The sequence below is a fragment of the Cohnella hashimotonis genome (assembly GCF_030014955.1).
GTDB lineage: Bacteria > Bacillota > Bacilli > Paenibacillales > Paenibacillaceae > Cohnella > Cohnella hashimotonis.
This window is the reverse complement of record NZ_JAGRPV010000001.1, coordinates 7,396,660-7,416,443: the sequence shown is the minus strand read 5'-3', so window position 1 is coordinate 7,416,443 and position 19,784 is coordinate 7,396,660. Positions and strand designations below refer to the sequence as shown.

At 58.8% G+C, this 19,784-nt stretch carries 17 protein-coding genes; 13 read left to right on the top strand and 4 right to left on the bottom strand.

All coding sequences use genetic code 11. From position 1 onward, the window contains the following. Positions 1 to 8: 8 nt before the first annotated feature. Positions 9 to 575: a tripartite tricarboxylate transporter TctB family protein gene (locus KB449_RS29540; RefSeq protein WP_282911779.1), complete on the top strand. Its 567-nt coding sequence runs from the start codon at positions 9 to 11 to the stop codon at positions 573 to 575. A 3-nt stretch (positions 576 to 578) separates the two neighbouring features. Next, positions 579 to 2,090: a tripartite tricarboxylate transporter permease gene (locus tag KB449_RS29535; RefSeq protein WP_282911778.1), complete on the top strand. Its 1,512-nt coding sequence runs from the start codon at positions 579 to 581 to the stop codon at positions 2,088 to 2,090. Positions 2,091 to 2,130: 40 nt separating this feature from the next. Here KB449_RS29535 and KB449_RS29530 read toward each other — a convergent pair whose 3' ends face one another. Further along, positions 2,131 to 3,060 (bottom strand): LysR family transcriptional regulator, encoded by a 930-nt coding sequence (locus KB449_RS29530; protein WP_282911777.1) that lies wholly within the window; start codon positions 3,058 to 3,060, stop codon positions 2,131 to 2,133. A gap of 186 nt (positions 3,061 to 3,246) precedes the next feature. On the opposite strand from KB449_RS29530, the gene KB449_RS29525 reads away from it, so the two are divergent. The 6 genes from KB449_RS29525 (at position 3,247) to KB449_RS29500 (ending at position 9,917) form a co-directional block, all read left to right on the top strand. After that, entirely contained in the window at positions 3,247 to 3,927 is a 681-nt protein-coding gene (locus KB449_RS29525; protein ID WP_282911776.1) for a carboxymuconolactone decarboxylase family protein, read from the top strand. Positions 3,928 to 4,063: 136 nt separating this feature from the next. Then, positions 4,064 to 5,491: an LLM class flavin-dependent oxidoreductase gene (locus KB449_RS29520; protein ID WP_282911775.1), complete on the top strand. Its 1,428-nt coding sequence runs from the start codon at positions 4,064 to 4,066 to the stop codon at positions 5,489 to 5,491. A gap of 29 nt (positions 5,492 to 5,520) precedes the next feature. After that, positions 5,521 to 6,390: a sulfurtransferase gene (locus KB449_RS29515; RefSeq protein ID WP_282911774.1), complete on the top strand. Its 870-nt coding sequence runs from the start codon at positions 5,521 to 5,523 to the stop codon at positions 6,388 to 6,390. 544 nt (positions 6,391 to 6,934) lie between these two features. After that, positions 6,935 to 7,879 (top strand): alpha/beta fold hydrolase, encoded by a 945-nt coding sequence (locus KB449_RS29510; protein ID WP_282911773.1) that lies wholly within the window; start codon positions 6,935 to 6,937, stop codon positions 7,877 to 7,879. Positions 7,880 to 8,107: 228 nt separating this feature from the next. Next, entirely contained in the window at positions 8,108 to 8,686 is a 579-nt protein-coding gene (locus KB449_RS29505; RefSeq protein ID WP_282911772.1) for a TetR/AcrR family transcriptional regulator, read from the top strand. A gap of 106 nt (positions 8,687 to 8,792) precedes the next feature. Beyond that, on the top strand, positions 8,793 to 9,917 hold the full coding sequence (locus KB449_RS29500) for an NADH-dependent flavin oxidoreductase (RefSeq protein WP_282911771.1): 1,125 nt from the start codon (positions 8,793 to 8,795) through the stop codon (positions 9,915 to 9,917). 125 nt (positions 9,918 to 10,042) lie between these two features. Here the strand turns inward: KB449_RS29500 and KB449_RS29495 are convergent, their stop codons facing one another. Further along, on the bottom strand, positions 10,043 to 10,927 hold the full coding sequence (locus KB449_RS29495; RefSeq protein ID WP_282911770.1) for a TolB family protein: 885 nt from the start codon (positions 10,925 to 10,927) through the stop codon (positions 10,043 to 10,045). Positions 10,928 to 11,388: 461 nt separating this feature from the next. On the opposite strand from KB449_RS29495, the gene KB449_RS29490 reads away from it, so the two are divergent. Continuing rightward, positions 11,389 to 12,345, top strand: coding sequence for a helix-turn-helix transcriptional regulator (locus KB449_RS29490; RefSeq protein ID WP_282911769.1), 957 nt, complete (start codon positions 11,389 to 11,391; stop codon positions 12,343 to 12,345). Positions 12,346 to 12,406: 61 nt separating this feature from the next. Further along, entirely contained in the window at positions 12,407 to 12,901 is a 495-nt protein-coding gene (locus KB449_RS29485) for a GyrI-like domain-containing protein (RefSeq protein WP_282911768.1), read from the top strand. Between the two features lie 33 nt (positions 12,902 to 12,934). Here KB449_RS29485 and KB449_RS29480 read toward each other — a convergent pair whose 3' ends face one another. Further along, a complete protein-coding gene (locus KB449_RS29480; protein ID WP_282911767.1) occupies positions 12,935 to 13,855 on the bottom strand; it encodes an AEC family transporter in 921 nt (306 codons plus the stop codon). Positions 13,856 to 13,885: 30 nt separating this feature from the next. Then, positions 13,886 to 14,575: a metal-dependent hydrolase gene (locus tag KB449_RS29475; protein WP_282911766.1), complete on the bottom strand. Its 690-nt coding sequence runs from the start codon at positions 14,573 to 14,575 to the stop codon at positions 13,886 to 13,888. A gap of 174 nt (positions 14,576 to 14,749) precedes the next feature. Here KB449_RS29475 and KB449_RS29470 point away from each other — a divergent pair, with 174 nt between their 5' ends. The 3 genes from KB449_RS29470 to KB449_RS29460 all read left to right on the top strand — a co-directional run bounded on the left by KB449_RS29470 (position 14,750) and on the right by KB449_RS29460 (position 19,761). After that, entirely contained in the window at positions 14,750 to 15,496 is a 747-nt protein-coding gene (locus KB449_RS29470; protein ID WP_282911765.1) for a PaaX family transcriptional regulator C-terminal domain-containing protein, read from the top strand. A 185-nt stretch (positions 15,497 to 15,681) separates the two neighbouring features. Next, a complete protein-coding gene (locus KB449_RS29465; RefSeq protein ID WP_282911764.1) occupies positions 15,682 to 17,970 on the top strand; it encodes a helix-turn-helix domain-containing protein in 2,289 nt (762 codons plus the stop codon). Positions 17,971 to 18,114: 144 nt separating this feature from the next. Beyond that, on the top strand, positions 18,115 to 19,761 hold the full coding sequence (locus tag KB449_RS29460; protein WP_282911763.1) for a type 2 periplasmic-binding domain-containing protein: 1,647 nt from the start codon (positions 18,115 to 18,117) through the stop codon (positions 19,759 to 19,761). The last annotated feature ends 23 nt before the right edge of the window (positions 19,762 to 19,784 follow it).

Sequence of the window (19,784 nt, the reverse complement as noted above, 5' to 3'; positions counted from 1 at the left end):
CGAAACCGATGAATACGCCTAGAATAAACACAGCAGCCCTGTGGCCCAGCGTCGTCCCGCTTGGCATCGGTGTCTACTTTCTTTTTTTATCCGCGCGGATGAAGTTCGGCAGCTGGCAGAATCCCGGGCCCGGCCTGTGGCCGACCTGCCTGTCCGTCCTCATCGTGCTGGTCTCGCTCGGGCTGCTCGCGCTGGCGACGCGCAAGAAACCCGCCGCCGGGACGTTACACCAGCTTCAGGAGCATGTCCACCACGTTCCCGGCACCGACGACGCCGCGCTAGAGGCTGCCTGGGAGCGGACCGAGGGCGCCGAAGAAGAGGGATTTACGCGCAATTCCCGTTATCCGCTGTACGCCGTGCTCGGCCTTGCCGCGTTTATTCTAATGTTCGAGCGGTTCGGGCTGTCGCTGCCGTGCCTTGCGCTGCTGCTGTTCTGGACGAAGCTGCTCGGCAAGGAGCGCTGGCGCGTCGCGGTGCCCGTGTCGGTCGGGCTCACCGCGCTGATCTACCTGATTTTCGGCTGGGGCCTCGAGGTCCCGTTCCCCCACGACATTCTGCTGTCCGGCGCGAGGTAGCCGATGGATACGCTAAATGCCATGCTCTCCGGCTTCGAAGTCGCCCTGTCCTGGCACAATCTCATGTACTGCCTCATCGGCGTGCTGATCGGCAACATCGTCGGCGTGCTGCCGGGTCTCGGCCCGACCGCTACGATCTCGCTGCTGCTGCCGTTCGCCTTCACGCTGCCGCCCGAGAGCTCGATCATCATGATGGCAGGCATCTACTACGGCGCCATGTACGGCGGCTCCATCACCTCGACGCTGCTCGATCTGCCGGGCGAAGCCGCGTCGGTCGTCACGACGTTCGACGGCTACCAGATGACCAAGCAAGGCCGGGCGGGCATCGCGCTCGGCATCGCCGCGATCGGCTCCTTCGTCGCGGGCACGCTGGCCGTCATCGGGCTGAGCTTCCTGGCGCCGGGTCTGGCGAATTTCGCGGTGAAATTCGGCGCGCCCGAGTACGCGGTGCTGACGTCGCTCGGCATTCTGCTGGTCGCGTACCTTGGGACCAAGTCGTTTCTGAAAAGCGCGGTGTGCGCCGCGTTCGGCCTGCTGCTCGCGACGATCGGACAGGACCCGATCACGGGCTCGGTTCGCCTGACGTTCGGCTCGAACCATCTGCTCGGCGGCATCGACTTCGCGGCGATGGCGATGGGCGTATTCGGCGTCGGCGAGATTCTGTACAACCTCGAGCACCTGTCCAAAGGCACGCTGAAGCAGACCAAGGTCGGGCGCGTGTGGCCGACGGTCAAGGATTTCGCGCAGGCGAAGTGGGCGATCGTGCGGGGCTCGGTCATCGGTTTCTTCGTCGGCATCCTGCCCGGCGGGGGCTCGATCATCGCGACGGTCGCCTCGTACGGCGTGGAGAAAAAGGTGTCGAAGACGCCGGAGCGCTTCGGCAAAGGCGCCATCGAGGGCGTCGCGGGACCGGAGTCGGCGAACAATGCGGCGGCCGGCGCGGCATTTATCCCGCTGCTGACGCTGGGCATCCCGTCGGACGCGGTCATGGCGCTCATCTTCGGCACGCTGCTGCTGAACGGCATCACGCCGGGCCCGCAGCTGATCGGCGAGCATCCGGACCTGTTCTGGGGCGTCGTGTCGTCGATGTACATCGGCAACGCGCTCCTGCTGCTGCTGAACCTGCCGTTCGTCGGCCTGTTCATCCAGCTGCTGCGGGTGCGGAGCAGCATTCTGATGGCGTTCGCGGTCGTGCTGACGCTCATCGGCGTCTACAGCCTGGGCAACGACAGCTTCAACATGGGCGTCGTGCTCTTCTTCGGCGTGCTGGGCTATCTGATGCGAAAAGCGGGCTTCGATCCGGCGCCGATGGTGCTCGCCTTTGTGCTTGGCAAGATCCTGGAAGGCGCGTTCCGCCAGTCGCTCATCATGTCCAACGGCGACTTCGCCATCTTCGCGACGCGGCCGCTGTCCGGCGGCCTGCTCGGACTGACGGCGCTGGGCGTGCTGTACGCCGTGGCGAGTCGGCTGTGGAAGGCGCGGCGGCGCAGCGGCGGCCGGGAGATGAAGGGCTGAAGTAAGGGCAGGGCAGGGGTGACGATAACGACTTCGCGCCTCAGGCGGGCGAGGCTTCCGCGATCGCAGGCGCTTCTGCGCGCTCGCTCAACCGGCCGAGCTCCTCGGCCAGAAAGGCCGATAGCTTGCGCGCTGCGGCGCTCAGCAGGCGCGTGTCTTTCTTCATGAGCAGGCCGGTCGTGAGGCCGGCATCCAGATCCTCGATGGCGCGGACGATCGTGCCTTCGGGCGGAGGCGTCACGGTGATGCGCGGCACGGCGGCAATGCCGTATTCGACATGGACGTAATACTTGAGCGCGGCCATGTTGCCGATCTCGATCTTGCGGTACGGCGTGCCGCCTCCTTCGTGCAGCGCGGTCTCCAGCTTGCGGCGGAACGGGCACGTGGCATTGGTCAGCAGAATCTGTTCGCCGCGCAAGTCCGCAAGGCGGATGCGATGCTGCTTGGCCAGCGGATGCGCGGCCGGCAGCAGCAGCACGATGTCCTCGACATAGAGCGGCTCGAATGTCGTGCCGAGTCCGCTGTCCGGCGTCGCGCAAATGGCGAAGTCGACCGAGCCGTCGCTGACGAGCTGATTGAACATATGGCTATTGTGGATGCGAAGATGGATGTCTACGTTCGGATACGCGTCGGCGAACCGCTTCAGCAGCGCCGGAATGCGATAGCTGGCCGCGGGTTCCATGATGCCCACGTTCACGGCGCCCTTTTCCCCGTCGTTCAGGTCGGTCATCGTCTGCTGGAGCTCGTAGTAATCGCGCAGCAGCCGGTCGCTCTTGGCGATGAACAGCTCGCCCGCCTGCGTGAGCCGCAGCTTCTTGCCGCGCTCGAGCAGCTTCACGCCGAGGCTGTCCTCAAGGTTCTGGATCTGCTTGGTGATCGTGGACTGAGCGTACTGCAGCTCCTGCGCCGCCTTCTGGAAGCTTCCCGTCCGTACGATCGTCTGAAAGGTCGATATGCCGCGAATGTCCATGGTCGTTCCTCCCGGGATGACTGTAAGTTTAAAATGACGATTCGATAAAAGGAAACGGAAGCATTCGATAATTCAATTATTCAAAACCGATTATGCGTGTTATTATAGCACTAATTACCGATTAATCGCACCTATATACAAGGGAATATTGCGAGGACCGCTCGCTCACATTGAAGGAGGCACCCCATGACCGTATCCGCTGAACAGGACAGCCTTTATGCGAGGTCTTATTTTCCCAAATACGCTCCAAAATTCGTGCCGCACGCGCCAGAGGCGTTCAAGGCGTTCGGCGAGTTCAACAAGGCGGCCATGCAGGAAGGCGCGCTCGGCGCCAAGCTGAAGGAGATCATCGCGATCGCGTCGGCGCATGCGACGGGCTGTCCGTACTGCATCGACCTGCACGTCGCGGCGGGCCGCAAGCTGCAAGCCACCAAGGAGGAAGTCGTCGAGGCGATCGGCGTCAGCGCGCTCGTGAAGGGCGGATCGGCGCTGTACCACGGCATCAATGCGCTGAATGCGTACGAGGAATCGCCTGCGGACGACCTGTATGCGCGCGAGAATCTGACGAAGCTGGAGGCGTTGGAGGCGGTCAACGAGGAGCTGTATACGGCATTCGTGTCGTTCGGCCGGGAAGTGCTGACGCCCAGAAGCCTCGGCGCAAAGGATAAGTCGCTCGTCGCGGTCGCGATCGCGCATATCGAGGGCTGCGCCTACAGCATCGAGTATTATACGAAGCTCGCCAAGTCGGAGGGCGCGTCGCTGGCGGAGCTCGCGGAGACGATCGTGGTGGCCGGCGCGCTGAAGGCGGGATCGGCGATGGCGCATCGGGTGAACGCTTATATCGCGTACGAGCGGGCGGGCGAGTAAGGGGCGGACGGGCAGAGGAACTGGCAAAGAAACTGGCAGAGCAACTGGCAGAGCAACTGGCAGAGCAACTGACAGAGCAACTGACAGGCCATGAGGGTAGATTACGCTCGCGACGAGCTTTCGAGAGGTGAAGGGCATGACGGATACGAATCGGAAAATGCACATCGGCGCGGCGCTGCTCGCAACGGGGGAGCAGATGGCCTCCTGGCTGTATCCCGGCACGCCGGCGGACGGGGCGACGAACCTCGCGCATTACCGCCATATGGTGGAGAAGGCGGAGGCCGGCAAGCTCGATTTCGCGTTTATCGCGGACGGTCTCTTCATTAACGAAGTGAGCATGCCGCAGTACCTCGACCGCCTGGAGCCGGTGACGACGCTGTCGGTACTGTCGGCCTACTCGTCGCGCATCGGCCTGGTGGGCACGGTATCGGCGACGTACAGCGAACCGTTTACGGTGGCGCGGCAGTTCGCTTCGCTCGATCACCTGAGCGGCGGCCGCGCGGGGTGGAATCTCGTGACGTCGGCGCTGGACGGCGCCGCGCTCAACCACAGCCGCGAGCGCCATCCCGCGCACGGCGAGCGGTACGAACGGGCGTCCGAGCATCTGAAGGTGGTGCGCGGGCTGTGGGATTCATGGGAAGAGGACGCGTTCTCGCGGGACAAGGAGAGCGGCGTCTTCTTCGATCCGGACAAGATGCACCGGCTCGATCATCAGGGTAAGCACTTCACGGTCCAGGGACCGCTCAACATCCGGCGTTCGCCGCAGGGGTACCCGGTCGTCTTTCAGGCGGGGTCATCGGAGGCCGGCAAGGAGCTGGCGGCCGAAGGCGCGGACGCGGTTTTCACCGGAATGGGCGGGGTGCAGACGGTCGAGGCGTCCAAGCGGTTCTATGACGACGTGAAGGGGCGGCTCTCCAAGTACGGGCGGCGGCGGGACGAGCTGCTCATTCTGCCCGGCATCGCGCCGGTCGTCGGCGCGACGCAGGAAGAGGCCGAGGCGAAGTACGAGCGGATCGCGGGACTCATCAGCATCGAGAACGCGCTTCGCTACCTGGGACGCTGGTTCAACCATCACGACTTCACGCAGTATCCGCTTGACGAGCCGTTTCCCGATCTGGGGGATGTCGGCAGCGAGAACTACAAGAGCGTTACCGACAACATCAAGCGGCAGGCGCGCGAGGAAGGCTTAACGCTTCGTCAGGCAGCGCTTCGCAACGCGACGCCGAAGGGGCCGCTGGTCGGGACGCCGGAGCGGATCGCGGACGTGCTGGAGCGGTTTTTTCGCGAAGAGGCGGTGGACGGGTTCATCATCCTCGGGCATGTGCTGCCGGAGGGGATCGACGACTTCGTCGACCACGTCGTGCCGATCCTGCAGCAGCGCGGGCTGTTCCGCGAGGAATACGAGCATGATACGCTGCGCGGACACTTGGGCTTGGCGATGCCGAAGAATCGGTATGCGGAGGCGCGAAAAGAAGGGGGGCAGGCTATCCCGCTGAGTCAGCAAATCGCGGAGCAGGGGGAAATAGCGGGGGAGGCAGCCCCGACGAACCAAACGACCGCATAGCGGAAAAAGGAAGCGGAGGGGGAGCGGGTATGAGCAAGTACGTAATCGCGGCGGAGGAGCTGGCGGCGAGGCTTGGCGAACCGGGACTTGTCGTCGCAGACTGCCGATTTGTGCTCGGGCAGCCCGATGCGGGCCGCGCGGCTTATGAAGAGGCGCACATTCCGGGCGCCGTATACCTGGACCTGGAGCGGGACTTGTCCGCTCCGGTCGGGGAGCACGGCGGGCGGCATCCGCTGCCCGCGTTGGACGCGCTGGCCGCGGCGCTCGGCAGGGCCGGCATCGGCGCGGGCACGACGGTCGTCGCGTACGACGACCAGGGCGGCGCGATGGCGTCGCGGCTGTGGTGGCTGCTGCGCTACGCGGGCCACGACGCCGTGCGTGTGCTCGACGGCGGCTTCGCGGGCTGGCAGCGCGCGGGCCACGCCGTGACGGCGGAGACGCCGGGCGTCGCGCCGGCGACGTTCTTGCCGTCGCCGCGGCTGGAGCTGCTCGCGGACGTGGACCGCGTGCGCGAAGTCGTGGCTGCGAAGGCGGCGGGAGCCGTCGGGTCGAAGGCCGAGGCCGTCGCGCTCATCGATTCGCGCGAAGGCGCCCGCTACCGCGGCGAAGTCGAGCCGATCGACCGCAAGGCCGGCCACATCCCGGGCGCGATCAACCGCCCCTTCGGCGAAGGCCGCGACGCCGACGGCAAGTGGAAGTCCGCCGCCGCACAGCGCGAACGCTTCGCCGGCCTCAGTCAGGACGGCGAAGTCATCGTCTATTGCGGCTCGGGCGTCACCGCCACGCCGAACGTTATGGCGCTGCTCGAAGCGGGCTTCACGGATGTGAAGCTGTATGCGGGAAGCTGGAGCGATTGGATCTCGTATGGGGAGAGCCCGATTGCGACGGGGGAAGAGTAAGAACAGAGAAAGGCATAGCAGTAAATACAGCAAATAAGCCGCCATGTAGCCCGAGGGCCTTGGCGGCTTGTTTAGTGTATCCGAATTCAACACCAAGAGGGTCGAACCGAGAAGGGGCGGCCTTAGCCGGTCCGAAGCTGGTCATGCGGGAAATCCGGTGGCGGTGGGGAAGAGTAAAGGCTGAAAAGTACATAGTAGGTTGTGAAGATGCGTACAGAGCAGGGCGAGAGGGTTGCCATTGCTCTGCTTTTTATGCGCAGAAGTCAACGTTAAGTCAACAGGTGGCTTCTAGAAAGTGTTTGCAACATGACCTTATTAGAGTCTATTCTTATAACTTTTGTAGAAACAACCCCTTTTTTCATCATTCGAAATGAGTCTCTCCACTTTGTCCATAAATGCTCTCTTTTTTCTACATGAATTCAGAATGGTGACATAAAGACGTCACCTTTAGTCCATTAAACTACATGTATCACAAGAAGGAGGTTTTGATTTCAGCCAATAAGGTATCGAGCGAATTACAGAAAATGATGTAAGGAGCCATGCAATGTTTAATCCAACCGATTTTCCCAAGCCCACCACGATTTCAGTCAACGGTGTGGAACTCGAAGTCTTTGAAGCAGGCCGACAAAATGCCGGAAAACCTATTGTCCTCTGTCACGGCTGGCCAGAGCATGCCTTTTCTTGGCGCCATCAGGTGCACGTCCTTGCCGCAGCGGGTTATCATGTCATCGTCCCAAACCAGCGGGGTTACGGCAACTCATCCCGTCCGACCGAAGTAACAGACTATGACATTGAACGCTTGTCGGGTGATCTCATCGCACTTCTCGATCACTATGGATACGCAGAGGCCACCTTTGTCGGTCATGATTGGGGTGCATTTGTTGTTTGGGGACTGACCTTATTGCATCCAAGCCGTGTAAACAAAGTGATAAATCTGAGCTTGCCTTACCAAGAGCGCGGAGAAAAGCCCTGGATCGAGTTCATGGAGGAAGTACTTGGCGGCGACTTCTATTTCGTCCACTTCAATCGACAGCAAGGCGTCGCGGACGCCGTATTCGAAGACAATACGTTCCGGTTTCTTCGTAACCTGTACAGGAAGAACGAGCCTCCCACAGAGCCTCAGCCAGGAATGGCGTTGATCAATCTCGCCAGAGCAGAGACACCACTGGGCGAGCCCTTGATGAGCGACAGCGAGCTGGCCGTTTTCGTCTCCGCTTTTGAAACATCAGGGTTCACGGGCAGCATAAATTGGTACAGGAACCTTGACCGCAACTGGCGTTTATTGGCGGAGGTTAACCCCATCATCCAACAGCCGACCCTCATGATCTACGGCGACCGGGATATGGTCCAGAAGTCTGAAAACCTGAAAAAGTTCGTGCCCAATGTGGAAGTGGTTAATCTGGATTGCGGTCATTGGATTATGGAAGAAAAGCCGGAAGAAACAAACCAAGAGATTTTGAGATGGCTGGAACAGCAGGATGCCACCTAGTCCTAAGAGCGTATGCGGACAATCCGATCGGTACGGAAGACAAGGAAGACCCGAAAGAGGCATAACGTCATCGACGTCAAAAGTACATCGCCGCGCGGTCAGCGCCCGGCGATGTACTTTTGACGTCCCGCAGCCGACATGGAATCAACTTGATACGAGGCATGCACACATGGTTATGGACTAAACGGTCCATAATAGTGTATACTGCTGCTTAAGAGGTGATGCAAGATGGCCCGTCCGCGCAATTTCGATGAGGAAGACGTGCTAAGGAAGGCTATGGCGCTATTTTGGTCAAAAGGCTATGAATCCACCTCGTTGGCCGAATTGCTTCAAACGACGGGGCTGAGCAAGAGCAGCCTGTACGAAACGTTCGGAAGCAAGCGCGAGCTGTTTCTCCGGGCATTCCAGCTGTATAAGAAGGATCGTATGGACGGCTTGACCCAAGGCTTGAGTCAGCCTGATGCTTACCTGGCGCTCACAAACGCATTTAAGACGGTGCTGGACGGCAAGGGAAGTCAGATGGGCTGCATGACCGCAAATGAAGCCATTGAGTTGGCTCCCCATGACCCTAAGCTGCAAGAGATGGTGGAGAGCGACTTTTACAATATCGAGGAGGTTTTCCGGCAGACGATCGAGCGAGGCAAAGAAAACGGTTCGCTCCGCGCCGGACTTGATTCTCGCAAACTCGCTCGCTTCCTTACGGTATCTCTGCAAGGAATTAACGTCATGATCCGAGCGCAAGCCAAGCGAGATGTCTTGGAGGATTTCATATCCGTTGCACTGGAAAAGCTGAACGAACGCGAATGATAGTTCGTTTTCTTTTTCGCCATTATGGACCTTTTGGTCCATAACTATGATGCTTATTATGGACCGAGTGGTCCTTAATAATACAACCTTTAAAAGGAGAATGAACATGAACAAATCTTACGAACCTTTATTCGCATCCTTCCAATTCCCTTCGGGCGTAACCGTCGACAATCGAGTGACGATGGCGCCGATGACGCTTATGGCATCCGCCGTTAACGGAGAAGTGACGGACGACGAACTGGCGTATTACGAGCTCCGTTCCCGCGGAATCGGCACGCTGTTCACCTCCAGCGCGCTCGTGTCGCAATCCGGCAAGCTGGGGGAGAACTTATTCGCCATCGACAACGACGACTTGCTGCCGGGATTGACGAAATTGGCGTCCGTCATCCGGAAAAATGGAACCAAGGCGTTCATTCAGCTTTTTCATGGCGGCCGGTTGAGCAATCCTGCCTTGCTCCCGGGCGGTCAAGCGCTTGGCGCCAGCGCAGTCGCGGCAGAGCGCGAGGGGGTGGCCGTACCCAAGGCGATGACGGAAGCGGAGATCGAAGCGGTCATCGATGATTTCGCCCAGGCCGCTCGCAGAGCGATTGAAGCGGGCTTTGACGGGGTCGAGATTCATGGCGCCAACGGCTTTTTGCTACAGCAATTTTTCTCGCCGCATTCGAACCGCAGGGAAGACAAGTGGGGCGGGACGTTGGAGAAGCGCATGAACTTCCCGCTCGAAGTGATTAAACGGGTGAAGGATACGGTTGCTAAGCACGCTTCATCGCCGTTCGCCGTCGGGTATCGCTTATCTCCCGAAGAGAATGAAAACCCTGGAATTACGATGGCCGATACGCTTCGATTCGTGCATGTGCTGGCGGAACAAGGCTTGGATTTTATACACATATCCGTAGATCGCTTCTGGGCCGGTCCGAGGAGAGAGGAGAACAACGCGAAGTCGAGGGTCGTCATGATCCAAGAACGAGTAGGAGCGCGCGTGCCCGTTATCGGCGTCGGCGGCTTATGGACGCCGGAAGATGTCGTTCAGGCGCTCGGAACCGGCATCCCTTTAGTGGGGCTCGGCCATGCCATGCTGTTGAATCCGGATTGGATCGAAAAGGTTCGGTCCGGTCGCGAAGCGGAAATCACGACGCTGCTCTCGCGCTCTTCGCAAAAGGAGTTGCGGATTCCGGATAAGATGTGGGGGATGATCACTAATGTCCCGGGGTGGTTTAACGTCGTGGATTAACGACATCATTACGGACGAGGGAAACGTAAGGCAAAAGGGGAGCAAACGCCATTGCGGTGTTTGCTTCCCTTCGTTTAAAGACGAGATGGATGTGCTTGCGGCCTTTTCGATGACGCGAAAAATGATTACTTGGCAAGCCGGTAGCTAACGAACGCCAAGGTGCGACTGTCTGGCGCCCAGGAATTTACGTTAAGCGTGCCTTGTCCCCCGAACAAGGAGACGAGGGTGCGGGATTCCCCGCCGGCGGCGGGCATCAAGCGTAGCTCGACGTGCTTGTTCGCAGGGTGATCGCCGGGCGCGACGTCGCCCTTGCGGTAGGCGATATAGACGACCCATTGTCCGTCCGGCGAGACGTGGGGAAACCAGTTGTTGCTCTCCTCGGTCGTCGTCATGCGGACTTGCTCGCTGCCGTCGGCGTTCATGCGCCATACCTGCATGAGCCCGGACCGTACGGAATTGAACCAGATATGCCGGCCGTCCGGCGAATACTCGGGTCCGTCGTTCAAGCCCGGTGTGTCGGTCAGCTGCGTCTCGATGCCGCCGTTCGCCGGGATCGTGTAGATGTCATATTCGCCGTCCCGCTCCGCGCAATAAGCGAGCGTGCTGCCGTCGGGCGACCAGCCGTGCAGGTAGCTGGGGGCCATCGGCGTGACGAGCTCGGGATGTCCGCCCTGCAAGGGCAGCACGTAGATGCGCGACTGGCCGTCCTCGAACGTATGGTGGCTCACGGCGATGCGGTCGTTGTCGGGCGACAGGACGTGATCGTTGTTGCATTGAACCGCGAAGCCCGAGTCGATCGCCCGGCTGCTCCCCGCGGCAAGATCGTATTCGTATAGGCGTCCCTGGCTGTTGTAGATCAGCCGGCTGCCGTCGCGGGTCCAATTGGGCGCTTCGATCAGATGATCGAACTCGGCCAGGACGCGGCGCTCGCCGCTCTGAATGTCGACCGTCTCCAGGATGCTGACGATCGGGTTGATATCGAGCTTGCGCGGCTCCTTTAAGCGGTTCATAGCGCTTGCCTCCCTTGTCTGCGCCGAACGGGCTAGGCCCGCGGCTTGACGTTCAGATTGACGCCGAGGTCGTCTTCGATGGCGATCTGGATGAAGCCGTCGAACGAGAGCGGGTTTTGCATGAGCGGTCTGTCCTTCCTTCGAGTTGAAGTGGAAGTCTTTCGTCTGGTTGTGAACGCGCGTTTATGTCTTGTTTTCTAATCATACACAGGGATTTAAAGCGTTGTCAATGTGTCGTTGCCAAGGGGCTGCCCTCATGTAGAGAGCGCGATATCCCCGCTATCCTGCAAAGTGCAGCATTCCCGGCCAGAATGGCGCTAAGGTGCAGTCTATCGTGCAAAAGTGCGTGTTAGCCAGGTTCCTTGGGAGAAATCTAGCGCGATGAGCCCGCTTGAATTGCCGGAATTACCAAATACCTTATAGAATAGATCCAAAGCGAGACCGCGCCAGGGGGGCACGAAGTGAAACTCGAGAGACTTTTGTCTATCATCATCCTTCTGATGAATCGCCGTATGGTGCAAGCCAAGGAGCTTGCCGAGCGGTTCGAAGTGTCCGTTCGAACGATCTACCGCGATGTCGAAGCCATTCATGCCGCCGGCATTCCCGTCGTCACTTACCAGGGAACGAACGGCGGCATCGGGTTGACGGAAGGCTACCGTCTGGATCGCAATGTGATGACCAACGACGAGCTTGCCGCCATCGTCACCGCGCTTAGAAGCATCTCGACCTCGTACGGCAGCGAGCAGCATCTCCGCCTTATGGAGAAAATCAACAGCGTAGTCGCGCCTGATTACGCCGAGGAATTCCATCATAAGACAAGCAGCGTATGGATCGACTATGCGCCTTGGGACGGCAACGAGAGGCTGCAGCCCAAATTGCAGCTTTTAAAAGAGGCGATAGATAGCTGCCTAACCGTGGGACTCACCTATTCCAACGCAGAGGGCGAGCTATCGCGCCGGCAGATCGAGCCGCATACGCTCGTGTTAAAGGGAAGGCAGTGGTACCTGCAAGCCTATTGTCTGGAAAAGGAGCAGTTCAGACTGTTCAAGCTGCTGCGAATGAAAGACCTCGAGATCGCCCCGGGACGGACATTCGTCCGCAGGCAGCTTCCGCCGGAGACGCACGACTCGGCCCGAAGCCCGAGCGGCGAACTGCCTCAGGCGAAGGAGATCGTCCTGCGATTCGATGACGATGCCCGTCATCTGGCGGAGGAATGGTTCGGGATCGAGGCGCTCTCGCCGGCGGCGGACGGCAGATGGCAGGTGAAGAAGGCCTATCCGCAAGACGAATGGCTGTACCGGTTTATTCTCGGCTTGGGTCATCAAGTAGAGGTCATAGAGCCTGTTCATCTGCGCGAGATTATCGCCAGCCGCGCAGCGCATATTGCAGAAAAATATAAAAGCCGCGCGCCAACCTGACAGGAAGCTGTCAGGTTGGTTTGTTTATACTGGGCGCATGCAGATAAAGGAGTGATTGACCATGAATCAAAAACCTGTACGTATCGAAGAACGACCTTCCTTCCTATTGGCCGGAATCAGTACGGTCACGACAAATGCGGCGGAATTAAGCGGTGCAGGCAAAATAGGGATGCTGTATGAGCGGTTTTACGCGAATCGGATCGAAGCGCAACTGGGGGCGCATATTTTATCTCCGGGTCTCTACGGGTGCTACTTTAACTATGAGCAGGGCCACCTCGGAACGTATGAAGTCATGGTCGGCGTGCACGTGGGGGACACTTTGCCGGTTATACAGATGGAGTCCGTTAAAACCTTTGTCGTGCCTGCCGCCCAATACGCTGTATTCGTCACGGAGAGAGGGCCGATCATCGAGGCGGTGCAGCGGACATGGGGAGAGATCTGGCAGTGGTCGCAGCAGCCCGGCAACGAGCGGACTTTTACGGGCGATTTTGAGTATTATGGCCCTCAGGTCGATCCGAACAACGGACAGGCGGAGATTTATATCGCGATCTCCTGATACACGCGAGACTGCAGGTCAAGCGTTTGAGCGTCAAAACAGCCGCATGGCCAAATCGACCACTACAGTGAGCGTCACGCTGCTGAGCAGCATGGATAAGAGCACCGCTTGAGCGGCAAACCCCGGCTCGTTACCGTATTCCAACGCCAGCGCCGCGCTGTTGCGCGAAGTGGGGATCGCGCTGGCTATAAACAAGGCTTGAGCGGCAACGCCGTGAAGCTGCAGCAGTTGGATCAACGCGAAAGCGCAGAGCGGCGAGACGACCAGCCGGACGAGACTGCTCAGAAGGACGGCCGAGGTGTTCTGCTGAAGCTTCGCCGACGCCATCTGCGCGCCGATCGACACGAGGGCGAACGACAGCATGCCGGCAGCGATCTGATCCAGCGGCGTCACGATAGGCTCGGGGAGAGGAATGTCGAAGACGCGAAGCAGAGCGCCTGCCACGATGGCGTACAGGACCGGCATCTTGGAGAATTGAATCAATGCGCCCTTCAGGCCTGCGGTCGCTTTGCTGGCATTCACCAGCCCGAACGTGAAGGTGGCGAACAGCTCGAAGACGACCACGATGACTTGGATCGACATGGCGAACGGATCCTGCTTGAAGGCCATGGCGTTGATGGGAATGCCCACATTCCCGTTGTTCGTCAAGGAGACGCTGTTCGAGAAGCTTGCGGCCATCGGTCTTGAATAGCCCATGACGCGGCTGACGCCATATCCGATCATGACGATAACGATGAATTGAAGCAGCAAAAAACCGAATACGGACACGACCAGCCCCGCCGACAGCTTCGATTCGTAAATTTTGACAAAAGCGAGCGCGGGAACGTAATAGTTCAGGATCAGCTTGGAGAAACTGCCAAGCTCGAATTTAAACTTCTTGTGCAGCAGCGCCCCGATGCCAATGGGAATCAAGATAGGCAGCATAATGTGATAAAAGGTATAAAGGATCGGCATCGCTCTCGCCCCTCGTTCCGCCATCTGCGGTTAATAGATAGTCAGCCCGGATCCCGGCTTCATGGCCGTTCCCGTCATTCCCATGTCGTTCAGTCTTCGGACGAATCCCTCGCCATCCTGGCGGATGGGCGGAAAGGTATCGTAATGAATCGGCACGATGTGCCGCGCGCGGAGCCATTCCGCTGCCAACAGCGCCTCTTCCGGTCCCATCGTGAACCGCCCGCCGATCGGCAGGAACGCGACATCGATATCGAACCGTTCCCCGAGCTGACGCATATCCCCGAATAGGCCCGTATCCCCCGCGTGATAGATGACTTTGCCTCCCATCTCGACGATGAAACCAACGGGAACGCCGGCATAAATTCGCTGCCCGTCCGGTGCGCGCACGGAAGAAGTATGCGTGGCCTGCGTCAGGTAGAGGCGGCCGAACGGGAATATCCATTTTCCTCCTACGTGCATCGGTTCCGCGGATACCCCCTGTCCCGCCATGAATTCGGCCAGCTCCTCTACCGCCACGATCGGAGCGTTGTTTCTCTTTGCAACGAATACGGCATCGGTGATATGATCGTCGTGACCATGCGTCAGGAGAATATGTCCGACTTGAATGTCTTCCGCCTTCGTCGCGGCATGGGGATTCCCGCTGATGAAGGGATCGATCAGGACGGAGTGAGCCCCGTCGGTCAACTGGATGCAGGAATGCCCGTGATAGCGGATGTGCATAGGAATCCCTCACTTTTATAATAAAAATATGTACGTTCGTGTTAATTCATATTATAATCACCGACATGACCTGTCAATTGTTTTTGCGTCGATTTTTTATGCTGGGGGCGAGACACACTGATATCGCTGGAGAAGCAAGTGCTATTTCTGATCTCCTCGGCGGAGAGCATCGACGTGAAACTCCTTGTCGAGATATACGAGGCGCGGGGCGTCGATCATCAGATCGTCCGGAACGCGCTAGCAAGGCTTAAAAGGGAAGGGTACGTTCACTCCCCGGAGCGCTCGCGGTATTCGCTCACGAAGGCGGGCATGAGCTTCCTCACGGGAATCAACAGCAAACCGCAGCTCCTTGACCGGCGCTGGGACGGGCGGTGGCTGAGCGTCCTGTTCGAGGTGCCGGAGACGGAGCGGAAGAAACGCGACGCGTTCCGCGGCGATCTGCTGCAACTTGGCTTCGGGGGTTTATATAAGAGCGTCTATATCTCGCCTTGGGATTATGCGGCGGAAGCGCTCCGCTTCGCGGAGCATCATGGCTTGGCCGATCGGGTGACTATGTCGAGGGGCGCGTTCGTCCACGGAGCCCCAACCCCTCGGCAAGCCACGCAGCTGTGGCGCTTGGACGCGTTGAACGAGACTTATGAGAAGCAGCTCGCTTGGCTGCGTTCGGAATTCCTGCCGGTGATCGCCGCTGGACAGATCGGAGATTCGGATGACGGTTTGTCTGCCTTCGTTCGCTTCCTGGAATTGGGGGAGAGGATGGCGGACTTGAGTCTGAACGATCCCATGCTGCCCGAGGAACTGCTGGAGGAAGATTGGTTAGGCAGAACGTGCTTCGGAGAGATGCAAGCCTGTCTCACTCGGCTGGCGAATGCGATCCCGGCTACTTCTCCCTACCGACACTTCGTCTCGCGCTATTTATAAGAACGGAAGGACAAATAGCAGTTCTAAAAAACATCGCCAGGACAAGAAAATGTCCGTGCGATGTTTTGTCGTACCTCTATAGTTGAATGAGATCGACTATTCACGCCCGGTATCCTATGTTACACTTCTTCCCATCGTATACTTTCCGGTGGCTGTGCCATTTCGTACCAGAGGGAGGAGTCGCGGTGCTGCGCAATCGCAAAAGTGTTTTTTTGACGCTATGGCTCTCGTACATCGTCATTTTGATCATTCCCGTCTCGTTCTCCGCCGTCTTGTACACGCGGATGGAGACCCGGATGATCGAGAATGCGAGTCGTTCGAATCTGGCGATGCTGGAGCAGGTCCGGCAGGTGGCCGATAATCGTCTGATGGATATCGATCAATTGATCGTGCAGGTCGCGACGCATCCCAAGCTGCAGACGATGTGGACGATCGAAGAGAGCGGCAAGTACGTCCAGTACCAAGAGGCGGTGCAGGCGCTCAAAAACATTCGCAGCGGCACCGGCTTCGTCGACGACTTCTTCATCCATTTGCGCGAGCAGGACGTCATTTTAACGCCATCTATGAAAACGGATACAAACCTGTACTTCAACAATCTGTACGTGTTCCCCGGGTTGAGCATGAGCCGGATCCGTTCGGAGCTGCTGGGGGACTATCACTTCAAGACGTTCTGGCCGGTCCAGCAGCTGAAGGTGGACGCGTCGACGGAGAACGTCATTCTATGCGCGGTATCTCTGCCGCTGGGGGACGAGCAGCACATCTGGGGCACCCTGGTGATGATGATCGAGGACCGGCAGTTTTTCGACCTGCTGAAGCAGATCGAATGGGCGAACAGCGGCTCCATGTTTATTCTGGACGAAAACGATCGGGTCATCCTGTCTACGTCCGGCAGCGGGCAGCTTCCGGAGGAATTCCGGGACGAGTGGCTCCGGGCGGGCAACGGTTATAAGAAGGATAACGCGGACCTGATCTCGTTTACGACAGGAAAAAGCGGTTGGAAGTACATATCGCTCGTGCCCGAAAAGGTCGTGCTGGCCCGGGTGAACGATATTAAAGTATGGGCCTTGGTGCTGCTGGGGCTTGCCGTAGGGGCGGGGACGCTGGCCGCCTATTGGATGGCGTATCGGAGCTACAGCCCGATCAAGGATATGATGTACGCCCTGATGAAGGGGAAAAACGCGGAGCGGCCCGCTCAGCTGAACGAATATGAATTCATCAAGACGTCGATCGCCCAGACGTTGGCGGATAGCGAGGAAGCCAAGGAACAGCTGAACGCATACATTCCCGTCGTACGCGCCCACTTTCTCTCCCGGCTGCTGAAGGGGCAGGCGGAGACGGCGGCTTTGACGAAGGAATCGCTGGCCTTCATGGGCATTCGCTTCCCGCATGAGGAGTTCAGAGTGATGCTCGTCGAGCTGGACGAGAGCGGCGAATTCCTGCGCGAAGGCGGCGAATGGGACTGGGCGCTCGTGCGGTTTCTTTTTAACGTAAGCAGCGAGTTTATCGGAGAGAGCGGTTACGCGGCCGAGATGGAGTTAAACCGGCTGGCGCTGCTGCTAAGCGTGCCGGAAAGCGGGGAGAACCTGGGCGAGCTGGTCGATAGTCTGAAAAGGGTCGTTGAAGAACGATTCCATATGAAGATCGCCATCGGCATCAGCTCGGTCCGTTCCGGCTTGCGGGAGGCCAGCCGCTGCTACACGGAGGCGGTGAACGCGCTGGACTACCGGATCATTCACGGCGCGGATTCCGTCATTTATTACGAGCAGATCGACCGGAGCGGGCGAAGCTACTACGATTATCCGATGGAGATCGAGTCGCAGCTCATCAACTATATGAAAAGCGGCGCCTGCGACGACGCCCTGCGGCTGCTGGACGAATTGTACGAGACGAACATGGGGAGCGGGGTGATCACGCCGGAGATGGGCAAGGCGCTTTTCTTCGATCTGCTCAGCACGATGCTGAAGGTCATTCACGCGCTGAAGCTCGGCGAAGAGCAGCTTCCGGCTGCCATCAAGGATCCCGCCAAGTTCGTAGCCGCGGGCAAATCGGCGGAGGATATGCTCGGCCGGCTCAAGTCGCTCTGCCGGGCCGTCTGCGACAGCGTCCTGGAGGCGAGGACGGACCAAAAGGATCGGCTGAGCGAGAGCCTCAAGCAATATATCGTCGACAACTGCGCGCACAACGGGCTTAGCCTGACCTCGATCGCCGATCATTTCGGCATGACGCCGCAGTACATCTCCGGTTTTTTCAAAAAGCAGAACGGCGTGAACTTGACCGACTATATGACGGAGATTCGCATTCGTCAGGCGAAGCTTCTGCTCGCCGAATCGGAGCTGTCCGTCCTTCAGGTGGCCCGGCAGGTCGGGTACGCGACCGATATCGGCTTTATCCGCGTGTTCAAGAAGCTCGAAGGAATTACCCCTGGAAAGTACCGGGAAACCGCGCAGCGAGCGGGTTCGACGAAGAACGGTTAGTTCAGCTGAAAATCGGTTGGTCGCCCATATGAAGAGCGGTTAGGACTTCAGTCAACGGACTGTAGGCAGACCGCTCTTGTTCAAATTAGAGTGAAGTGGCGGGGCACGCAAGCCGCGAACGAAACATACGGGAGGGTTAAAGGAATGAAGAATGTTCTGAAAGTGCTTACAACCTCAGTAGCGGCAGCTTCATTGATGACAGCGTTATTGACCGGGTGCAACGGAAAAGATACTTCCCCCGGCGCTTCGACGGCGGCCGCGGCCGCGGGGACGACGGCAGCGTCCAAGGGAGCGGAGCCAGCCAAGGAAGTCGGATTTCCGAAATCGCTTACTTATTGGGTGTCGCTCAACCCGAACGTAGCCGCCACCATGAAAAACTATAATGAGATCGCCGCATACAAGGAAATGGAAAAGATCACGGGCACGAAGGTGGATTTCCAGCATCCGCCGGTGGGCCAGGAGCTGGATCAGTTCAACCTGATGCTCGCCTCGGGCAAGCTTCCGGACGTGATCGAATTCGGATGGGCCGGCGCCGCCAAAGGACCGGACAGCCTGATCAAGGACAAACAGATCCTCCGGCTCAACGAGCTGATCGAGCAGAACGCGCCGAATCTGTCCAAGGTGCTGGCGGAAAATCCGGAATTCCGCAAGCTGGTCACGACGGACGAAGGCAACATCTACGTCATGCCGTTCCTGCTCGGAGATCCCATCCTTGCCGTCGTGAACGGTCCGGTGCTGCGCAAGGACTGGCTGGATAAGCTGGGCCTTGCGGTGCCGAAGACGCTGGCGGAATGGGAGACGGTTCTCACGGCTTTCCGCGACAAAGACCCGAACGGCAACGGCGAGAAGGACGAGATCCCTTATTTGTTCTCGATCGCGGATATGGACTTCAACCACTTGTTCGTAGGGGCTTGGGGCATCGGCTCCGACTTCTACAACGACAACGGCACGATCAAGTACGGCCCGGTGGAGCCGCAATTCAAAGAATTCCTGGCTACGATGGCCAAGTGGTACAAGGAAGGCCTGATCGATCAGGACTATGCGACGACCGACGGCAAGCTGAAGGACGCGAAGGTCACGAACAACCAGCTCGGCGCGCTGTCCGCGTATCCCGGCAGCGGCATCTCCCGCTATACCTCTCTTACCCAGGTGAATACGCCAGGCTTCAAGCTCGTCGGCGCGCCTTATCCGGGGCTGCAAGCGGGCGACAAGGTCATGGGCCAATATACGATGCCGTTCACGGGCATCGGCGCGGCGATCACGACTTCGGCGAAGAATCCGGCGGAGATCGTTAAGTGGCTCGATTACAAATACGGCGAGGAAGGCCATATGCTGTTCAACTTCGGCATCGAAGGCGAGAGCTACAAGATGGAAAACGGCTATCCGAAATACACTGATCTGATCATGAACAACCCGGATAAGCTGCCGGTCACGCAAGCGATGGCCAAATACTTCCTTGCCAGCTTCAACGGTCCGATGGTGCAGGATAAGCGCTACATCGAGCAGTACTTCACGATGCCGGAGCAGCGCGAGGCGCAGCAGGTCTGGTCGCAGGCGGACCACAGCAAGGAGATGCCGCTGGTGACCCTCACGGCGGACGAGAGCTCCAAGACGTCCTCGATCATGAACGACGTCAAGACGTACCGGGACGAGATGATCAACAAGTTCATCATGGGCACCGAGCCGATCGATAACTTCGACAAGTTCGTCGACACGATCAAGGGAATGGGCATCGACGAGGCGATCAAAGTTCGTCAGGCGGCGCTCGACCGTTTCAATCAACGGCAATAGCAGTCGAACGGAAAATGGGGAGG